This is a genomic window from Collinsella sp. D33t1_170424_A12, assembly GCF_015554865.1.
Classification (GTDB): domain Bacteria; phylum Actinomycetota; class Coriobacteriia; order Coriobacteriales; family Coriobacteriaceae; genus Collinsella.
Map to the genome: position 1 here is coordinate 1 of NZ_JADNJJ010000150.1, position 15,906 is coordinate 15,906.

Genomic DNA, 15,906 nt, shown 5'->3' on the forward strand with positions numbered 1-15,906 from the left:
AGGTCACCCGTAACGACATGGCCGCGTTCCTCTATCGCATGGCCGGCGAGCCCGCCTACGATGCCTCCGACGTCTCGTTCGCCGACATCGTGGCCGACACCCCGCATCGCGAGGCCGTGCTGTGGCTCGCCGCTTCCGGCGTGTCCACCGGCTTCGACGAGGCCGACGGCTCCAAGACGTATCGTCCGTACGACCAGATCACCCGCTGCGACATGGCTGCGTTCCTGCATCGTATGGCCGACAAGAGCCTCGTGTAAGACTGCCGGGATCACGTTCGATACCCGCGGCAACGTGGTGGGTGCGCTGGCATCATCCGTCCAGCGCACCCGGTAACAAGAAGAGGCCCCGACGGTTCCGTCGGGGCCTCTTCGTCATTTCGCCTCCCATGTGCTCAGAAAAGGGACAGGCACTAATCTGAGAGGGGAGGGTCTGCGGGCGCGGTTCGGATCGCCCGGCGGTCTGCTCGGAAAAGTGCCTGTCCCTAATCTGAGAGCTGGTCCGAGAGGGGTCAATCCGAGGGCGCGGGCAGCTCCGGGGCTGCCCGCGCGGGCGTGGGGCGGCCTATGCCGCGCGGACCATGGCCTGCTCGTAATCGCGCGTGCCGCGGAACACCTCGTGCTTGTACGGGTTCACGCCCAGCTTCTTCGCACGGTACATGATGTAGCCGAACGCCGCGATGTTGGCGGCCAGCGCGATGATGGAAACAACCAGGTTGATCTGGGGGTTGTTCACCGAATCGACCGAGAACACGCTGTAGTCCTGGAACATCGGGAACACCTGGGCGAACATGCACCACAGGGCCAGCGTGTTGGCGCGGTTCTGAATCCAGCCGCCCTTGTTCCAGAAGAAGTTGGCCACCGTGGGCGCCAGGAGCAGCGCCAGGCCGCAGTACCAGGCGTGCGTGGGCAGGCAGTTATAGGTGTAGCAGAAGTTCCACAGGTCATAGGCAATGATGAAGACCCAGGTCATGTCGGGCCACAGCATGTCGTCGCCCTTCTTAGAGCGGTAGATGCCCCACCAGCCGGTCATGCACAGGATGTTGATGAGGCCGGCCACGCCGTTGAACACGTTGTGCCAGCCGCCCATGAGCGTGACGCCCTCGGAGCTCACCCACGTGGTGCCGAACGCGCGGAAGGCGCTTTCGAAATCGGACACCACGGCGATGAGGATGTTGATGGCCACGATGGCGAAGGGGAACACCTTGAACCACTCGGCGCGACCGAGCTTACCCCAGCCGTACTTGATCATCATGAAGCCGATGCAGCCCGCCGTGGCGGCGTACAGCTTGGCGTAGTGGAACCAGCTGTTCATATGCAGGTACGTGGGGTTGTTGAGCGCCCACTCCATGCCCATGCCGGCGCATACGTAGATGCTGATGAAGTAGACCGTGAGGGCCGCGGGGAGGGCGAGGAAGCAGAAGATGCCGCCGGCCTTGGAACGGCGCGCGACCTCGTTGGCAAGGATGAGGCACGCGAAGACCGCGACCCAGCCCAGCCATTGGAACATGGCGGTTTCGCCATACACCTGGAACAACATGGGTTCCCCTTTCTAATTTGACGGTATGTCAACGCATTGTTGAGTTTCCATCAACGTTGACACTCCGTCAACAAAAAGTTGACGAAATGTCAGCGCCCGCTGCCTTGTGCGATCTTGGAAAGGAGACCTCGAAAAAGGGACAGGCACCAATCTGAGGCGCGGCGTCGCGAGTCGGGCGCCTCGCATCGTCGGCGCGAGCCCTTCGACGGACTTCGCTCGACCTCAGGGCAGTGCCTGTCCCTTTTCCGAGGTGCCCCGTTATGCGGTGCACGCCAGGTTGTTAGCGCTCGGGCCGGCGGTCGGGGTACTTCTTCGTGTACCCCTCGATATGCAGCGTGCTGGCGACGATGTCCTTGATCGTCTCCGTATCGACATCGGGATGCGTGCGCACGTACATGATGAGCCCGGTGATGAGCACGTAGAACGTTTCGTACAGGTGGTCGATGCGCACCTCGTGCGACGATGCGAAGTCAATTACCGTGGACTCGCAGATGTAGCGCGCCGTGCGGTCGGCGACGCGGTGGACGAAGCTGGCGTACAGCGCCGAGTTGCTTCCCGAAAAGAGCGATTGCGAGAACTCGTCGTCGCGTTTGAGAATGAGGCGCTTGAGCAGCTCGGCCGCGCTGTCGAGCGACCCCTCGATATCGCCGGCGATGCGCTGCGCGTTCCACTCGACGAGCTGCTCCACGAACGTGTCGATGCTTTCGTCGATGAGCGCGTCGAACGCGTCCTCCTTGGTGGGGAAGTAGTGGTAGAACAGCGAGCGCGTGCAGCCTGCGTGCTTGGCGACGGCGGAAACCGACAAACGGCTGAGGCCGTCCTGCACGCAGACGGTTCGGACGGCGGCCAGGATCTTCTCGCGCCGCGCGTCGTGCGCCTGGCGCTTGCGATTGGGTTCCGATCCGCGTGCCATGCCCGTCACGTCCTTTCATTTTACGTTTACGGCTCACCTGCTGAATACAGTCTTGACCTATGTTGACGAAACGTCAATATATTAATCTGACATACAGCTGACGATATGCGCGTGCGGGGCGCCGGTCCGGTGCGGCTGCACGCGTGAAAAGTGTAGCCGATTGGAGAGCCTGCATGGCAGACGTGCGCATTCTCGAAGTGAAGGAAAGCGTCTTCGCGAACAACGACCGCAAGGCAGACGAACTGCGCGACGACCTCAAGCGTCGCGGAACCTTCCTGCTCAACCTCATGTCGAGCCCGGGTTCGGGTAAGACCACCACGCTCACGCGCACCATCGAGGCGCTGCGCGACGAGCTTTCGATCGCGGTGATGGAAGCCGACATCGATTCCGATGTGGATGCGCGCACCATCGCCGGCACGGGCGCCCGCGCGATCCAGCTTCATACGGGCGGCATGTGCCACCTGGACGCCTATATGACCGAGCAGGGCCTGGACGGCTTGCTGGCCGAGGGCGATGGCGCCCCGGTCGACCTCGCGATCCTTGAGAACGTTGGCAACCTGGTGTGCCCGGCGGAGTTCGATACCGGCGCCTCGGCCAACGCGATGATCCTTTCGGTGCCCGAGGGCGACGACAAGCCGCTCAAGTACCCGCTCATGTTCAGCATCTGCGACGTGGTGCTCATCAACAAGATCGACGCGCTGCCGGTGTTCGACACCTTCAGCATGGAGCGCGTGCGCGAGAACATCCTCATGCGCAACCCCGAGGCCACGATCATCCCCATCAGCGCCAAGACGGGCGAGGGCATCGAGGCATGAGCCAGCTGGCTGCGCGAGCGCGTGGCCGCCTGGAAGCGCGCCTAGCGATCGCACCGCATCTCGAAAAGGGGACAGGCACTAAATTGAGGCGCGCTATTCGGGCGCCATCGTCGATGCGCGTCGACCGCGCGCCGGCGCTGCCGCGAGCACGCTTCGCCCCGGCGGACCCGTTGCAGACAGGTCTCGATTTCGTGCCCGTCCCCTTTTCGAGACCCCCGTCCCAGAACGCGCCGACGCCTGCGGCGCGCGAATCATAAGGAGAGGTACATGTCCCAAGAGCCCGAAAAGATCGTGGTGAACGGCCCCGGCATCAGCTGCTGCGAGCCGGATATCGGCGCCGAGTTCGTCCCGCCGCTGCCCGACAACCCGCGCCCTAAGATCGTGGCGCTGTGCGAGCACTGCACCAATCGCATGCTCAAGCGCGACCAGCTGCTGCCCTACGAGTACTGGGCGTTCGACGCCGCCGCCACCGACGAGATGGCCGACGTCCTGCTCAAGATGAAGATGCGCAAGCCCTATACGCTCGACGACATGGTGAAGGTCACCGGCATGGACGCCGAGCCGCTCGAGAAGCTCATGGACGAGATGAGCTACATCGGCCTGATCGAGTACAACTGGGAGAACCCCACGCGCACCAAGCAGTGGGTTCTGCCCATGCTGGTGCCGGGCTCCGCGGAGTTCATGAACATGCGCCAGTCCCAGCTCGACGAGCACCCCGTCATGGCCAAGTTCTTCGAGCAGTCCTCCAAGAACGCGCTGGCCAAGGCCGCGCCCATGGTGCCCATGGGAGGCGGCGGCGTGGGCCTGCACGTCATCCCGGTGGAGAAGGCTATCGAGACCGAGAACCAGTCCGTGTCCGTGGAGCACATCGAGCACTGGCTCGATAAGTACGAGGGCAAGTACGCAGCGAGCCCCTGCTCGTGCCGCATGAGCCGCGCGCGCCTGGGCCAGGGCTGCGGCGACGACCCCAGCGACTGGTGCATCGCCGTGGGCGACATGGCCGACTACATCGTCGAGACCGACCGCGGCCGCTACATCACGCGCGACGAGGTCTACGAGATCCTGCAGCGCGCCGAGGACAACGGCTTCGTGCACCAGATCACCAACATCGACGGCGAGAACAAGATCTTCGCCATCTGCAACTGCAACGTCAACGTGTGCTACGCCCTGCGCACCTCGCAGCTGTTCAACACGCCCAACCTGTCCCGCTCCGCCTACGTTGCCCGCACCGAGACCGAGAAGTGCGTCGCGTGCGGCCGCTGCGTCGAGGTCTGCCCCGCCGGCGCGGTGAAGCTCGGCCAGAAGCTCTGCGCGGCCAGCACGGGCGAGGTGCCCGAGTATCCCAAGCAGGAGCTGCCGGACGCGGTGAAGTGGGGGCCCGAGAAGTGGAGCCCGGACTACCGCAACAAGAACCGAATCGAGACCTATGACACGGGTACCGCGCCCTGCAAGACGGCCTGCCCGGCGCACATCGCCGTCCAGGGCTATCTCAAGCTTGCCGCCCAGGGCCGTTATGCCGATGCCCTGGCGCTCATCAAGCGCGAGAACCCGCTGCCGGCCATCTGCGGCCGCATCTGCAACCGCCGCTGCGAGGACGCCTGCACGCGCGGCCGCATCGACGCGGCCATCGCCATCGACGAGGTGAAGAAGTTCATCGCCCAGCGCGACCTGGACGCCGAGACCCGCTACATCCCGCCCGTGGTGGCGCCGTCCACCAGCGGCGGCTTCGGCGAGAAGATCGCCATCATCGGCGCCGGTCCCGCCGGCCTGTCCTGCGCATTCTACCTGGCCGAGAAGGGCTACAAGCCCGTGGTCTTCGAGAAGAGCAACCGCCCGGGCGGCATGCTCACCTACGGCATCCCCAGCTACAAGCTGGAGAAGGACGTCATCGAGGCCGAGGTCGACATCATCCGCGAGATGGGCGCCGAGTTCCGCTACGGCGTCGAGGTCGGCCGCGACGTGACGCTCGTCCAGCTGCGCGAGGAGGGCTTCAAGGCCTTCTACGTAGCCATCGGTTGCCAGGGCGGTCGCCTGCCCGGCATCGCCGGCCAGGACGCCGAGGGCGTGTCCGTGGCCGTTGACTTCCTGCGCCACGTGGCCGAGCAGCAGGAGAACGGCGGCACCGCCGAGCCCATGCCCGGCCGCACCGTCGTGGTAGGCGGCGGCAACGTGGCCATCGACGTGGCCCGCACCGCCGCGCGCCTGGGCTCCGAGCACGTCGAGATGTTCTGCCTCGAGAGCTCCGAGGACATGCCCGCCAGCACCGAGGAGGTCATGGAGGCCAACGAGGACGGCGTGCACATCTCCTGCGGCTGGGGACCGGTCGAGGTCCGCACCGGCGAGGACGGCCGCGTGAAGGAGATCGTCTTCAAGCGCTGCCTGCGCGTCTTCAACGACGAGGGCCGCTTCGACCCGACGTACGATGAGAGCGAGCTGCGCACCGTCGCGGCCGATCGCGTGGTGTTCTCCATCGGCCAGTCCATCGTGTGGGGCGATCTGCTGGACGGTGAGGCCGTCGAGCTCGGCCGCGGCCAGGGTGCCGTCGCCGACCCCAAGACCTACCAGACCGCGCAGCCCGATATCTTCGTGGGCGGCGACGTCTACACCGGCCCCAAGTTCGCGATCGACGCCATCGCCGCCGGCCACGAGGCCGCCGTCTCGCTGCATCGCTTCGTGCAGGACGCCACGCTCACCATCGGCCGCAACCCGCGCGCCTACCGCGAGCTCAACAAGGACGACGTGAAGCTCGAGAGCTACGACACCGCCAGCCGCGGCGACGCCGTGCACAACTACGCCCGCGAGAAGGCCGAGCCGTTCCGCGAGTACCTGGAGACCTTCACCGAGGAGCAGGTGCGCGCCGAGACCGCTCGCTGCCTGGGCTGCGGCGCGTCCATCGTGGACGAGAACAAGTGCATCGGCTGCGGCCTGTGCACCACCAAGTGCGCGTTCGACGCGATCCATCTGCATCGCGAGCATCCCGAGGCCAGCCGCATGGTGAAGTACGAGAAGAAGCTTCCGTCGCTGGCGAAGTATGCCCTCAAGCGCGAGATGAAGATCCGCTTCGGAAAAAAGGGATCGAAGTAACCCGCCGTTTCGGGACCCCGGTCTCAGAAAAGGGACAGGCACTTTTCTGAGACCCTCGTCCCGCCGGCCCGGGTCGGTCCGGCGTATCTGCCAGTTGACGGCTGGGCGTATGCCGTCGCAGCGAGGTTGTACGAGGAGTTGTTGATGCACGAGCTCGGCATCGTTTTCCATATCATTCGCAGCGTCGAGGACGTGGCGCGCCAGAACAGCATCCACCGCGTGTCGAGCGTGACGCTGGAGCTGGGCGAGGTGTCCGGCATTCTGCCCGACTACCTGGCCGACTGCTGGCGCTGGGCGTGCGATAAGAAGGACCTTATGCGCGGGGCCGAGCTGGTGGTCGAGGAGATTCCCGCCATCACGCGGTGCGAGGCGTGCGGCGCCGCGTACGGCACCGTCGAGCACGGGCGCATCTGCCCGCGCTGCAGCAGCGACCGCACCTACCTGCTCCAGGGCAACGAGACCCTGATCAAGGAGATCGCCACCCCGGACGAGGAACCCGTCTAAGGCGCCGGCCGCGCGCCGGCTTGCATGAAGGCCTTCGTTTCAGCCGCTCCCGCGCCCGCGCGAGCGGCTTTTGCTGTATAACTGCACCAGGTGCATACATCGGGTCGCGCGCGGGCGCGAGACAGGAGGACGGCATGGAGGCCATCGACGCTCACGAGGTACAGGCTGCTCAGGATATGCTGCGGTTCATCGAGGGCTGTCCCAGCATGTTCCACACGACGGCCGCCATCGCTGCGCGCCTTGAGGCCGTGGGCTTCACGGAGCTGCCCGAAGGCGCCTCTTGGGAGGTGGAGCCCGGCGGCTCGTATTACGTCACGCGTAACGGTTCGAGCATCATCGCCTTCCGCGTGGGCGCCCGCGCGCTCGCCGTACGCGACCGCTTCCATTTCCAGCTCGCCGCGTCGCATGGCGATTCGCCCACGTTCAAGATCAAGAGCGCGGGCGAGCTTGCCGGCCCCGCCGAGTATCGCCGCCTCAACGTCGAGGCGTACGGCGGCATGATGGACTACACCTGGTTCGACCGCCCGCTGGGCATCGCTGGCCGAGCGCTGGTCGAGGAGGACGGCGCGGTGATGAGCCATCTGGTCCATCTGGACCGCGACATCGCCATCATCCCGAGCGTGGCGATCCACCTCAACAGGGATGTGAACGGCGGCTTCGCCCCCAATCGGGCGGGCGACCTCTGCCCGCTGGTCTCTGCCGGCGTGTTGGGCGAGGGCAGCCTCGACGCGCTGGTGGCCCATGCCGTGGGCGCCGAGCCCGAGCAGGTGCTCGCATCCGACCTCTTCCTCGTCAATCGCCAGCAGGCGCGCGTGTGGGGCGCGGCCGACGAGTTCGTCTCCTCGCCGCGCATCGACGACCTCATGTGCGCGTACACCTCGCTCGAGGGGTTCCTCACGGCGGCGAACAGCGCGTGCGTGACGGTGTACTGCTGCTTCGACAACGAGGAGGTGGGCTCCAACACCAAGCAGGGCGCCATGTCCACCTTCCTGCCCGACGTTCTTACGCGCCTCATGGCGGCGCTTGATATGGACGAGGGCGAATACCGCCGCGCACTGTCGCGCTCGATGCTTGTGAGCTGCGACAACGCTCATGCGCTGCATCCCAACAGCCCGAGCCTGCACGATGCACAGAACAGCTGCGTCCTCAACGGCGGCCCGGTGATCAAGGAGGCGGCCAACCAGCACTATTGCAGCGACGCGTTCAGTCGCGCGGTCTTCGTGGCCCTGTGCCGCCGTGCCGACGTGCCGTTCCAGACCTTCGCGAACCGCAGCGACATGGCCGGCGGCTCCACGCTGGGCAACCTGTCGAACATGCAGGCGAGCATGCATGCGGTCGACATGGGCTGCCCGCAGCTGGCGATGCACTCGTCCTACGAGACGGCGGGCACGCGCGACGTCGATCTGACGATTCGTGCGATGCAGGCGTTCTTCGGCACGGACATCCGCATCGATGGGGCACGTGGCTTCGAGCTGGTGAGCGCGTAAGGACGGACGGCGGCGACCCGCCGTCTGGCCGCTTCGAGCCGGCGTGCCGCCGCCGTCCGCGCGGCCTGTCGCCGCTGGACTACCGTCGAGTCGAGCTTTCGGGAGATTGACGTGCGCCCTGTTCTTGCGTGCGAAAAACGGTTAGAATACACAGATGCCGCGACATGCGTCGCCGCAGTTGCCTCCGTAGCTCAGGGGATAGAGCACCGCTCTCCTAAAGCGGGTGTCGTACGTTCGAATCGTATCGGGGGCACCATGTAAAATCGCAGGCCAGAGGACGTGTTTCCTCTGGCCTGTTTTTGTATTCATCCTTCCTCCTTCATCTCGGTGGGGTGAAAAGGGGTGAAAGAAATAACGAACGACAGGCTGGCTTTGCCGTGGTGGGCCAGATGGACTGGTCGAATCCTCGTTGAGCGGCGCGAATCCTCCGCGCGTTTATCTGACGCGAGACTGGCGGCCCGCGGCCCCCGTTCCTTCCCGTCAGCTTTTCCACCCGGCGTCGTCCCGTTGCGCGCTTTCTTGACGCCGGGACCGATCGCGGTTCGTCGCGGCCTGTTCCCATGTGCTCTGGCCGAAGCATATCGTCGCCCGCGGCATGCATCGCGCGCATCGAAGTATGGCGGCGATACAATGGGGCGCATACTGCAACGGCGATGCGGCCGCTTGCCCGCTGTGGCGCGCGGCCGTTCATGTAAAGGGGAGATGGTACGCATGGCGTGCGTGTTCGGTGTCGACGTGGGCGGAACCACGATCAAGTTCTCGGTGATCGGCGAGGCGGGGACCATCTGCGAGCGCTGGGCGATCCCCACGAACGCGGCGGACGCCGGCGCCTCGATTCCCGCTGACATCGCGGCGCAGCTCGTGGTGAAGAACGCCGAGCTCGCCCAGACGGGCGAAGCGGCCCTCGCTATCGGCGTGGGCGTACCCGGTCCGGTGCGCGACGGCATGGTCGAGCGCGCCGTCAACCTGGGGTGGTCTCAGATGCCGCTGGCCGAGCTCCTGCACGAGGCCACAGGACTGCCGGTCACCCTGCTGAACGATGCCAACGCCGCCGCTCTGGGCGAGACCTGGATGGGCGGTGACGAGACCTGCAGCAACGGCACCGCGGTGTTCGTCACGCTCGGCACGGGCGTGGGCGGCGGCGTCATCGTGGACGGCTGCGTGCTCAACGGCCGCCACGGGTGCGCCGGCGAGGTGGGCCATATGCCCGTGAAGGGGCACGACACGCGCCAGTGCGGCTGCGGTAAGACCAACTGCCTCGAGTGCTATTGCTCGGCAACCGGCTTCGTGAAGACGGCTAACGACCTGTACGACGCGGCGGGCGATCCGCGCGGCTTTACCGAGGGCAAAGAGGTGTTCGAACTGGTTGCTGCCGGCGAGCCCCTCGCGGTGAAGGCACGCGACATCACGGTGGGCTATCTGGCGGACGGCCTGGCATCCATCATGTGCGTGGTCGATCCGCAGGAGGTTATCGTGGGCGGCGGCCTGTCGCACGCGGGCGACCTGCTTATGGAGCCGCTAGCCGAGCGCCTGGCCGAGCGCGTGTTCCCGGCGGTCCGCGGCCGCTATGCGCTGCGCCGTGCCACGCTGGGTAACGATGCCGGCGCGCTGGGTGCGGCGTACCAGGCGTTTCAGCTGCTCGAGAGCCTGGCGGGCGAGGAGTAGGCTCGAATCGATCGACCCGTCGGCGCGTTGGTGCGCCATGGTTTCATATCGCGCGTTTGCGGCCCGGTCTCGCATGTCGAGGCCGGGCCGTTTCTCAGCGCCATTGCACGCTGCCGGGTACCATCCCGTCTCCGAGCCCCGAGCCCCGAGCCCCGAGCCCCGAGCCCCGAGCCCCGAGCCCCGAGCCCGTGTCGCGCGCTACGCGCCGTACCGATACGGGCGGACGCGCGCCTCGAGGCCGGGTGCGCCCAGGTTTCGCAGGCGCGCGAGCAGCCCGGGCGCCAGGTCGACGCCGCCGCCGACTCCGGACGGGCATCCCGTGGCGCGCAGCCGCTCGAGGTCGCGCTCGCTGGCGGCCACATGCGAGCTCCCCGCGCGCAGGCGCAGACGCACCTGCTGGCATCCGAGCGCGTGCAGCTCGTCCTCGCAGGCGCGCACGATATCGAGGGCTGCGCGCGTCAACGGCTCTCCGCACGCCATGCGCGTGGCCAGGCAGGCGCCTGCCGGAAGGTCCCAATCAGCGAATCCCCAAGCGCGCAGCACAGCGCGCTCTTCGGTCTTGCGCCATCCAAGCTCGCGCAGCGGCGCGCGCACTCCCAGCTCGCGCAGCGCACGCGTGCCCGGTCGCGTCTCCTCTATGTCGTCGGCGTTGCTGCCCTCGAGCACGGCGTCGATGCCGCGCTCGCCCGCGGCCCGCACGATGGCGCGAAAGCCGAGCAGCTTGCAGTGGTAGCAGCGGTCGTGTTCGTTGCGCGCGATGTGCCTGTCGTCCAGGGGGTCGAGCGGTATGCGCACCACGGGCAGGCCGATCATGTCGAGCGAGCGCTCGAACGCCTCGGTCTCGGGCGTGCCGGCGAACGGCGTATCAAGATGAAAGAGCGTGGTGCGTTCGCACGCGCAGCGCGCGCAGACCGCGGCGAGGAACGCGCTGTCCACGCCGCCCGAAAAGCCCAGGCCGATCGATCCAAGGCCCCGGATGTGATCCATGAGCCGATCGAGCTTCGGATGGAGCGCGGTGGGCACGTCGTCGTGGAGCGTTGTTGTTGATGCAGGGATCGTCATGGTGCGTTCCTTCGCGATGACGCTGGCAGAAAAAAGCAAAACGATAGGCGGCCGGCGTGGCGGCGGTGCACACATCCGATACGGGTGGACGTGCATGCGCGCATGGCGCATCGCAGCCGCTGCGCTCCCTACAGGTACGTGCCAAGATCGAGGCCGGGCTGGGCGGCGGGCTTCGTGCCGCCGCTCGTTCGGACGGTGCTTTGCCGCGCAAGGAGGAAGGGGCGGACGAGCGAACGGTGGCAAGGGTCTTCCGTCGATTCGCGCGAGGTTGTAGCTACCGCGGCCTCGGCGTCGCGTTCCGCGGCGGCCCGCGCCTCCTTCTGCTGCTCGATCTGCTCGATAAGGAACTGAACACCGCGCCGCCCGATCTCGTAGCCGGCGGGGGCGCACGTGGTGAGCGGGACGCCGCCGCTCCAGGCCAGGGGGTTGCCGTCGCAGCCCGCGACGGCGATATCGTCCGGCACCGCAAGGCCCGCATCCTGGATGCCCGCGATCACGCCCGTCGCCAGGACGTCGGTGAGCGCGAGCACGAAGTCCGGCCGCGTGTCCTCCGGATCGGCTGCCAAACGGCTGCCGATCATGTAGCCGTCGCGCGCGAGGTTCCAAGCGCCCTCATCGAGATGCTGAAAGTCAACGTCCGGATATTTGCGCGCAACTTCGCGGACGCCCTCGATGCGTCGCGCGAGGGCGGGGTCCTCGGCCTGTCCCACCACGGCGATGCGACGGGCACGCAGGGAGATGGCGTGTTCGGCGATGAGGCGCCCCTGGGCGACGTTGTCCGCGGCAACGAAGTAGCCTGGAAGATCGGAATGGGTATCGAGGTACACTACGGGGATGGGCAGCGCGCCGGCCCGCGGGCTCCAGTCCTTGCCGGTAAGCGGCTGCACGAGGATGCCCGACATCTGCGTGCCCATGAAGTAGCGCAGGTAGTCCTGTTCGAGGTCGAGGTCTTCGTCTGCGTTGGCTATGAGCAGGCCGTACCCGTGGCGCCGCGCCTCGCTGTGCGCGCCGTTGGCGATCTGCAGGCTAAAGCCGTGGTCGAGGCGGGGGAGCACCAGGCCGAAGGACGCGTTGCGGCCACCGGCCAGCATGCGTGCGCTCTGGTTGGGCAGAAAGCCCAGCTCGGCCATGGCGTCACGTACACGCGCGAGAGTCTCGGGGCGAAGCTTGCCCGGATGGTTGATGGCGTTCGAAACCGTGCCCAGCGAGACGTGGGCCGCGCGCGCGACATCTTGGATGGTGACGTGTGCCATAGGGCGTTCGACTCCCATATTGATACGTTTCAATAGCGCATCCAGTGTACCACGGGTGGGGCGGAGCGCCCTGCAGCCTGCGGTCGGCGTGCATCCTCGTGTTGGCGCTATCTTGGTGCGCTTGCGCTCCGGCGGAGCGGTTTCGGCGCACCCTGTGCCCTGTCGGGCGCGCCCGTTCTCGACACCCGGCCCTCGGCGCCTATCCGTGCATCTTATCGGGCTGCGTCAGCTCGGCGCGCCAGCCATCGCACAGGGAGCGGTAGCGCGGGCCATACAGGCTTCCACGCTGCCAGATAAGGCAGAAATCGTGTTCGATATGGAAGTCGCGCGGCGTGATGTCAACGAGCTCGCCGCGGGCCAGCTCGTCCTCCACCGCCACGCGGTACATAAACGTGATTCCGGCGCCTGCCTGCACGCACGCTTTGATGGCGGGAATGCTCTCGAGCTCCACTATGCCCGCAAAGTCCCCGAGCGCGAGGTCGCGTGCCGCCAGGTGCTTCTCCAAGATCTCGCGCGTACCCGACCCCGCTTCACGCAGGATGAGGCGCTCGCCCAGCAGGTCGCGAATCGACGTCCGCTTGACGGCGACCCCGCTTGCCGCACCCGACGCCACGGCGCAGTATCGCTCGCTCGAAAGGGTGGCAAACGCGAAGTGGTCGCGATCAAACGATCCCTCCACCAGGGCGAAGTCGATATCTCCTCGATCGAGTGCCGCCACCAGGTCGCGCGTGTTGCCGGCAACCAGCGCCACCTCCGCGTGCGGATGCGCCTGCAGGTGCGCCGCCACGAGCCGCGGAGCCACGTAGTCGGCGATGGTGCGGGTGCAGCCGAAGTGCAGCGGCGCGTCCGCGGCAACCTCGCCGGGCGTGCCCGCCGCGAGCGCCGCGGCTTCGTCGCGCATGCGCGCCTCGTCGTTTTCGATCGTAAGGAGCCGCTGGTAGAGCAGGTCGCCCGCAGGCGTGGGCTCGACGCCGCGGCTCGTTTTGGAAAACAGCTCGCAGCCGTAGTGCGCTTCGAGCTGCCGGATGTGCTGCGACACCGCGGGCTGCGTGATCAGCAGCGCCGCAGCCGTGCGCGTGAAGCTCCGTTGCCGGTACACCTCTAAAAATGTATGCGTGCGATAGTCGAGCATATCCGCCTCATAACAAATCGTGATGCAACGATAATCAAAACGATACTTCCCATTATAAAGCGTGGTCATACGATAGAGCCTAGCTTGAATAGACGGCTCGTGGCCCGCCGTGGCTGCAGCGCCGCCGTCCCATCCCCCGGCGGCGCTGCAGCCATGACGAGACGGCGGGTCCCATCTCGCAACGCAGGGGGCGCGGCCCCGGAAAGGTATGGAAACGTGGAGCTCATCAAGGATTTCAAAGACCTGTGGCGCGGCGTCGCGCTGGCGCTGGTCATCGCCGTGCCGGCATGGTTGCTGGGTAAGCAGTTCGAGGTTATCGGCGGCCCGGTGTTCGCCATCCTCATCGGCATGGTGCTGGCAACCCTTCTGCGCCGTCGTCCGGGCGTGGCCGAGGCCACCTCGGCGGGTATCAAGTACACGTCGAAGAAGATTCTCCAGTATGCGGTCATCCTGCTGGGCTTTGGCCTCAACCTGGGCGAGATCGCCAAGGTCGGCGCGAAGTCGCTGCCCATCATCGTAGCCACCATCACCACGTCGCTCGTCGTGTCCTACGTGCTGCACCGTGCCATGAAGGTTCCCACGAAGATCTCCACGCTGGTGGGCGTGGGCTCCTCCATCTGCGGCGGCTCGGCCATCGCTGCCACGGCGCCCGTCATCGACGCCGATGACGAAGAGATCGCGCAGGCCATCAGCGTCATCTTCCTCTTCAACATTCTCGCAGCGCTCATCTTCCCCACGCTCGGCAGCATGCTCGGCATGACCAACGAGGGCTTCGGTCTGTTCGCCGGCACCGCGGTCAACGATACCTCCTCGGTGACGGCCGCGGCGGCGGCATGGGACGGCATGCATCCCGGCTCCAACGCGCTCGACCATGCCACCATCGTGAAGCTCACGCGTACGCTCGCCATCATCCCCATCACGCTGGGACTGGCGTTCCTGCAGGTCCGTAGGGCCAAGCGCGCTGCAGAGGCGGGTGAGGGCACGGGCCAGGCGGCCGGTACCTTCGATATCAAGAAGATCTTCCCGTTCTTCATCCTCTTCTTCGTGCTGGCCAGCATTATCACCACGGTATTCGCGCTACCCGTTGCGGTGACGGCGCCCATCAAGACGCTCTCGAAGTTCTTCATCGTCATGGCCATGGCCGCTATCGGCTTCAACACCGACGTGGTCAAGCTGGTAAAGACCGGCGGCAAGCCCATCTTCATGGGCCTGTGCTGTTGGATCGCCATCACGCTGGTAAGCCTGGGCATGCAGAGCATGCTGGGCATCTGGTAGCGCGGGCCGCACCGGTTCGTGCCGCTGTGCCGCGGCGAGGATTCATCCGATAGGGTGGACTTGCGTGGCGGATTTGGTTCCAGCAGAGGGGCGGACGGCGCCGGCAGGCGCCGTCCGCCCCTCTGCTTTTGTGCTGCAGCGGTCCGGATTGCGGCTCTTCTTTGCTGGTTCTCGATTGGGCTCTGGCCTTGTTGTCACTAGATGCAGGTTTTGAGTCTTTTGGCAGAGCGAAAACCGCTATGAATAAAGCTCAATCTGATGAATAAGAAACATATGACAACAAAATGGAGCGAATGATGGGGCCGGCGGCCGTGGAGTCAGGCATTTCCACCGTGCCGAGGGCCGCAACCGTCTCGCGCCGCTCGTGAACGGCGCCCGCAGGGCCTCTTGAAGACTCAAAATCGACAATTGCTGCCATGGCCTTGCGCTCTCGAGCGAGAATGCGCGCTGCTGGGACAAAGCGCTGAATTTTGCATGCATGAACGTTGGACTCTTATGCAAATTGAGGCAACGGCGCGTCGCTGGCCCCTATGCCGGCGCGGGCGGGGGCGAGCCCGGCCGCGGCCCGCAGCAAAATAGCTGCGGTTTCAATTGGCGGCACGGCCGTTGCGGGGCCTTGTTCGAAGCGGTGAACGCCACCGTCGCAGATATGGTAAGTCTGCAGCCGAATTGTTATGTTTCCGTCAAAGTGGACGGCTTCTCGCATGGGGCACGTATCATATTTCGGGCACATCGACCGAAAGGCGCATCCATGCAAGAGGCATTCTTCTCGTTTATCAGCCAGTTCGGCTACCTTGCCGTAGCCGCGCTCATCCTGTTCGAAAACGTTTTCCCGCCTATTCCCAGCGAGCTCATCCTGCCGCTTTCGGGTTTCCTGGCTACGCAAACCGAGATGACGCTGCCCGGTGTCATTATCTTCGCCACCGTGGGTTCGGTGGTGGGCGCCTACTTCCTGTACGGCATCGGCCGCTTGCTGTCGCAGGAGCGCCTCGAGGGCTTCTTCGACACCAAGCCCATGCGCATGCTGGGCTTCAAGTCCGACGACGTCGCCAGCGCCATCGGCTGGTTCGACCGCAAGGGCCAGATCACCGTGCTCATCTGCCGTTGCATCCCGGTTGTCCGCAGCCTCATCTCCATTCCCGCCGGCACCGCCAAGATGAACATGGTCCGCTTCGCCCTG

13 protein-coding genes and 1 tRNA gene are annotated in these 15,906 nt (G+C 65.8%); 9 read left to right on the plus strand and 5 right to left on the minus strand.

Features of this window, described 5'->3' with window-relative positions; genetic code table 11:
- A partial coding sequence (locus tag I2E26_RS06445; protein ID WP_195420075.1) for an S-layer homology domain-containing protein occupies window positions 1-257 on the plus strand: 257 nt, incomplete at its 5' end.
- 304 nt (window positions 258-561) lie between these two features.
- On the opposite strand, the gene I2E26_RS06450 is transcribed toward I2E26_RS06445, so the two are convergent.
- Both I2E26_RS06450 and I2E26_RS06455 read right to left on the minus strand, forming a co-directional pair.
- Window positions 562-1,536, minus strand: coding sequence for a DUF5692 family protein (locus I2E26_RS06450; RefSeq protein WP_195420076.1), 975 nt, complete (start codon window positions 1,534-1,536; stop codon window positions 562-564).
- A 280-nt stretch (window positions 1,537-1,816) separates the two neighbouring features.
- Complete coding sequence (locus tag I2E26_RS06455; RefSeq protein WP_195420077.1) at window positions 1,817-2,449, minus strand: TetR/AcrR family transcriptional regulator; 633 nt, start codon at window positions 2,447-2,449, stop codon at window positions 1,817-1,819.
- A 173-nt stretch (window positions 2,450-2,622) separates the two neighbouring features.
- Here I2E26_RS06455 and hypB point away from each other — a divergent pair, with 173 nt between their 5' ends.
- From hypB to I2E26_RS06485, 6 genes are all read left to right on the plus strand, one after another.
- The gene (hypB, locus tag I2E26_RS06460) at window positions 2,623-3,264 is read left to right on the plus strand and encodes a hydrogenase nickel incorporation protein HypB (RefSeq protein ID WP_195420078.1); all 642 of its coding nucleotides are present in this window, start codon (window positions 2,623-2,625) and stop codon (window positions 3,262-3,264) included.
- A gap of 288 nt (window positions 3,265-3,552) precedes the next feature.
- On the plus strand, window positions 3,553-6,348 hold the full coding sequence (locus tag I2E26_RS06465) for an FAD-dependent oxidoreductase (RefSeq protein ID WP_195420086.1): 2,796 nt from the start codon (window positions 3,553-3,555) through the stop codon (window positions 6,346-6,348).
- 144 nt (window positions 6,349-6,492) lie between these two features.
- Window positions 6,493-6,852 carry a hydrogenase maturation nickel metallochaperone HypA gene (locus I2E26_RS06470; RefSeq protein ID WP_195420079.1) on the plus strand — a complete coding sequence of 120 codons (360 nt, stop codon included), beginning with the start codon at window positions 6,493-6,495 and terminating at the stop codon, window positions 6,850-6,852.
- Window positions 6,853-6,986: 134 nt separating this feature from the next.
- On the plus strand, window positions 6,987-8,339 hold the full coding sequence (locus tag I2E26_RS06475) for a M18 family aminopeptidase (RefSeq protein ID WP_195420080.1): 1,353 nt from the start codon (window positions 6,987-6,989) through the stop codon (window positions 8,337-8,339).
- A 180-nt stretch (window positions 8,340-8,519) separates the two neighbouring features.
- A tRNA-Arg gene (locus I2E26_RS06480) sits at window positions 8,520-8,595 on the plus strand.
- Between the two features lie 455 nt (window positions 8,596-9,050).
- Complete coding sequence (locus tag I2E26_RS06485) at window positions 9,051-10,004, plus strand: ROK family protein (RefSeq protein ID WP_195420081.1); 954 nt, start codon at window positions 9,051-9,053, stop codon at window positions 10,002-10,004.
- A gap of 198 nt (window positions 10,005-10,202) precedes the next feature.
- On the opposite strand, the gene I2E26_RS06490 is transcribed toward I2E26_RS06485, so the two are convergent.
- From I2E26_RS06490 to I2E26_RS06500, 3 genes are all read right to left on the minus strand, one after another.
- Window positions 10,203-11,066: an asparagine synthase-related protein gene (locus I2E26_RS06490; RefSeq protein ID WP_195420082.1), complete on the minus strand. Its 864-nt coding sequence runs from the start codon at window positions 11,064-11,066 to the stop codon at window positions 10,203-10,205.
- Window positions 11,067-11,194: 128 nt separating this feature from the next.
- The gene (locus I2E26_RS06495) at window positions 11,195-12,319 is read right to left on the minus strand and encodes a LacI family DNA-binding transcriptional regulator (RefSeq protein ID WP_195420083.1); all 1,125 of its coding nucleotides are present in this window, start codon (window positions 12,317-12,319) and stop codon (window positions 11,195-11,197) included.
- Between the two features lie 199 nt (window positions 12,320-12,518).
- Entirely contained in the window at window positions 12,519-13,451 is a 933-nt protein-coding gene (locus I2E26_RS06500) for a LysR family transcriptional regulator (protein ID WP_195420084.1), read from the minus strand.
- 216 nt (window positions 13,452-13,667) lie between these two features.
- Here I2E26_RS06500 and I2E26_RS06505 point away from each other — a divergent pair, with 216 nt between their 5' ends.
- Entirely contained in the window at window positions 13,668-14,726 is a 1,059-nt protein-coding gene (locus tag I2E26_RS06505) for a YeiH family protein (protein WP_370551458.1), read from the plus strand.
- A gap of 751 nt (window positions 14,727-15,477) precedes the next feature.
- A partial coding sequence (locus tag I2E26_RS06510; protein ID WP_195420085.1) for a DedA family protein occupies window positions 15,478-15,906 on the plus strand: 429 nt, incomplete at its 3' end.

Excerpts from the sequence above, each read along its gene's own strand:
- I2E26_RS06450 (WP_195420076.1), bottom strand. The coding sequence starts at position 1,536 with ATGTTGTTCCAGGTGTATGGCGAAACCGCCATGTTCCAATGGCTGGGC.
- I2E26_RS06455 (WP_195420077.1), bottom strand. The coding sequence starts at position 2,449 with ATGGCACGCGGATCGGAACCCAATCGCAAGCGCCAGGCGCACGACGCG.
- hypB (WP_195420078.1), top strand. The coding sequence starts at position 2,623 with ATGGCAGACGTGCGCATTCTCGAAGTGAAGGAAAGCGTCTTCGCGAAC.
- I2E26_RS06470 (WP_195420079.1), top strand. The coding sequence starts at position 6,493 with ATGCACGAGCTCGGCATCGTTTTCCATATCATTCGCAGCGTCGAGGAC.
- I2E26_RS06475 (WP_195420080.1), top strand. The coding sequence starts at position 6,987 with ATGGAGGCCATCGACGCTCACGAGGTACAGGCTGCTCAGGATATGCTG.
- I2E26_RS06485 (WP_195420081.1), top strand. The coding sequence starts at position 9,051 with ATGGCGTGCGTGTTCGGTGTCGACGTGGGCGGAACCACGATCAAGTTC.
- I2E26_RS06490 (WP_195420082.1), bottom strand. The coding sequence starts at position 11,066 with ATGACGATCCCTGCATCAACAACAACGCTCCACGACGACGTGCCCACC.
- I2E26_RS06495 (WP_195420083.1), bottom strand. The coding sequence starts at position 12,319 with ATGGCACACGTCACCATCCAAGATGTCGCGCGCGCGGCCCACGTCTCG.
- I2E26_RS06500 (WP_195420084.1), bottom strand. The coding sequence starts at position 13,451 with ATGCTCGACTATCGCACGCATACATTTTTAGAGGTGTACCGGCAACGG.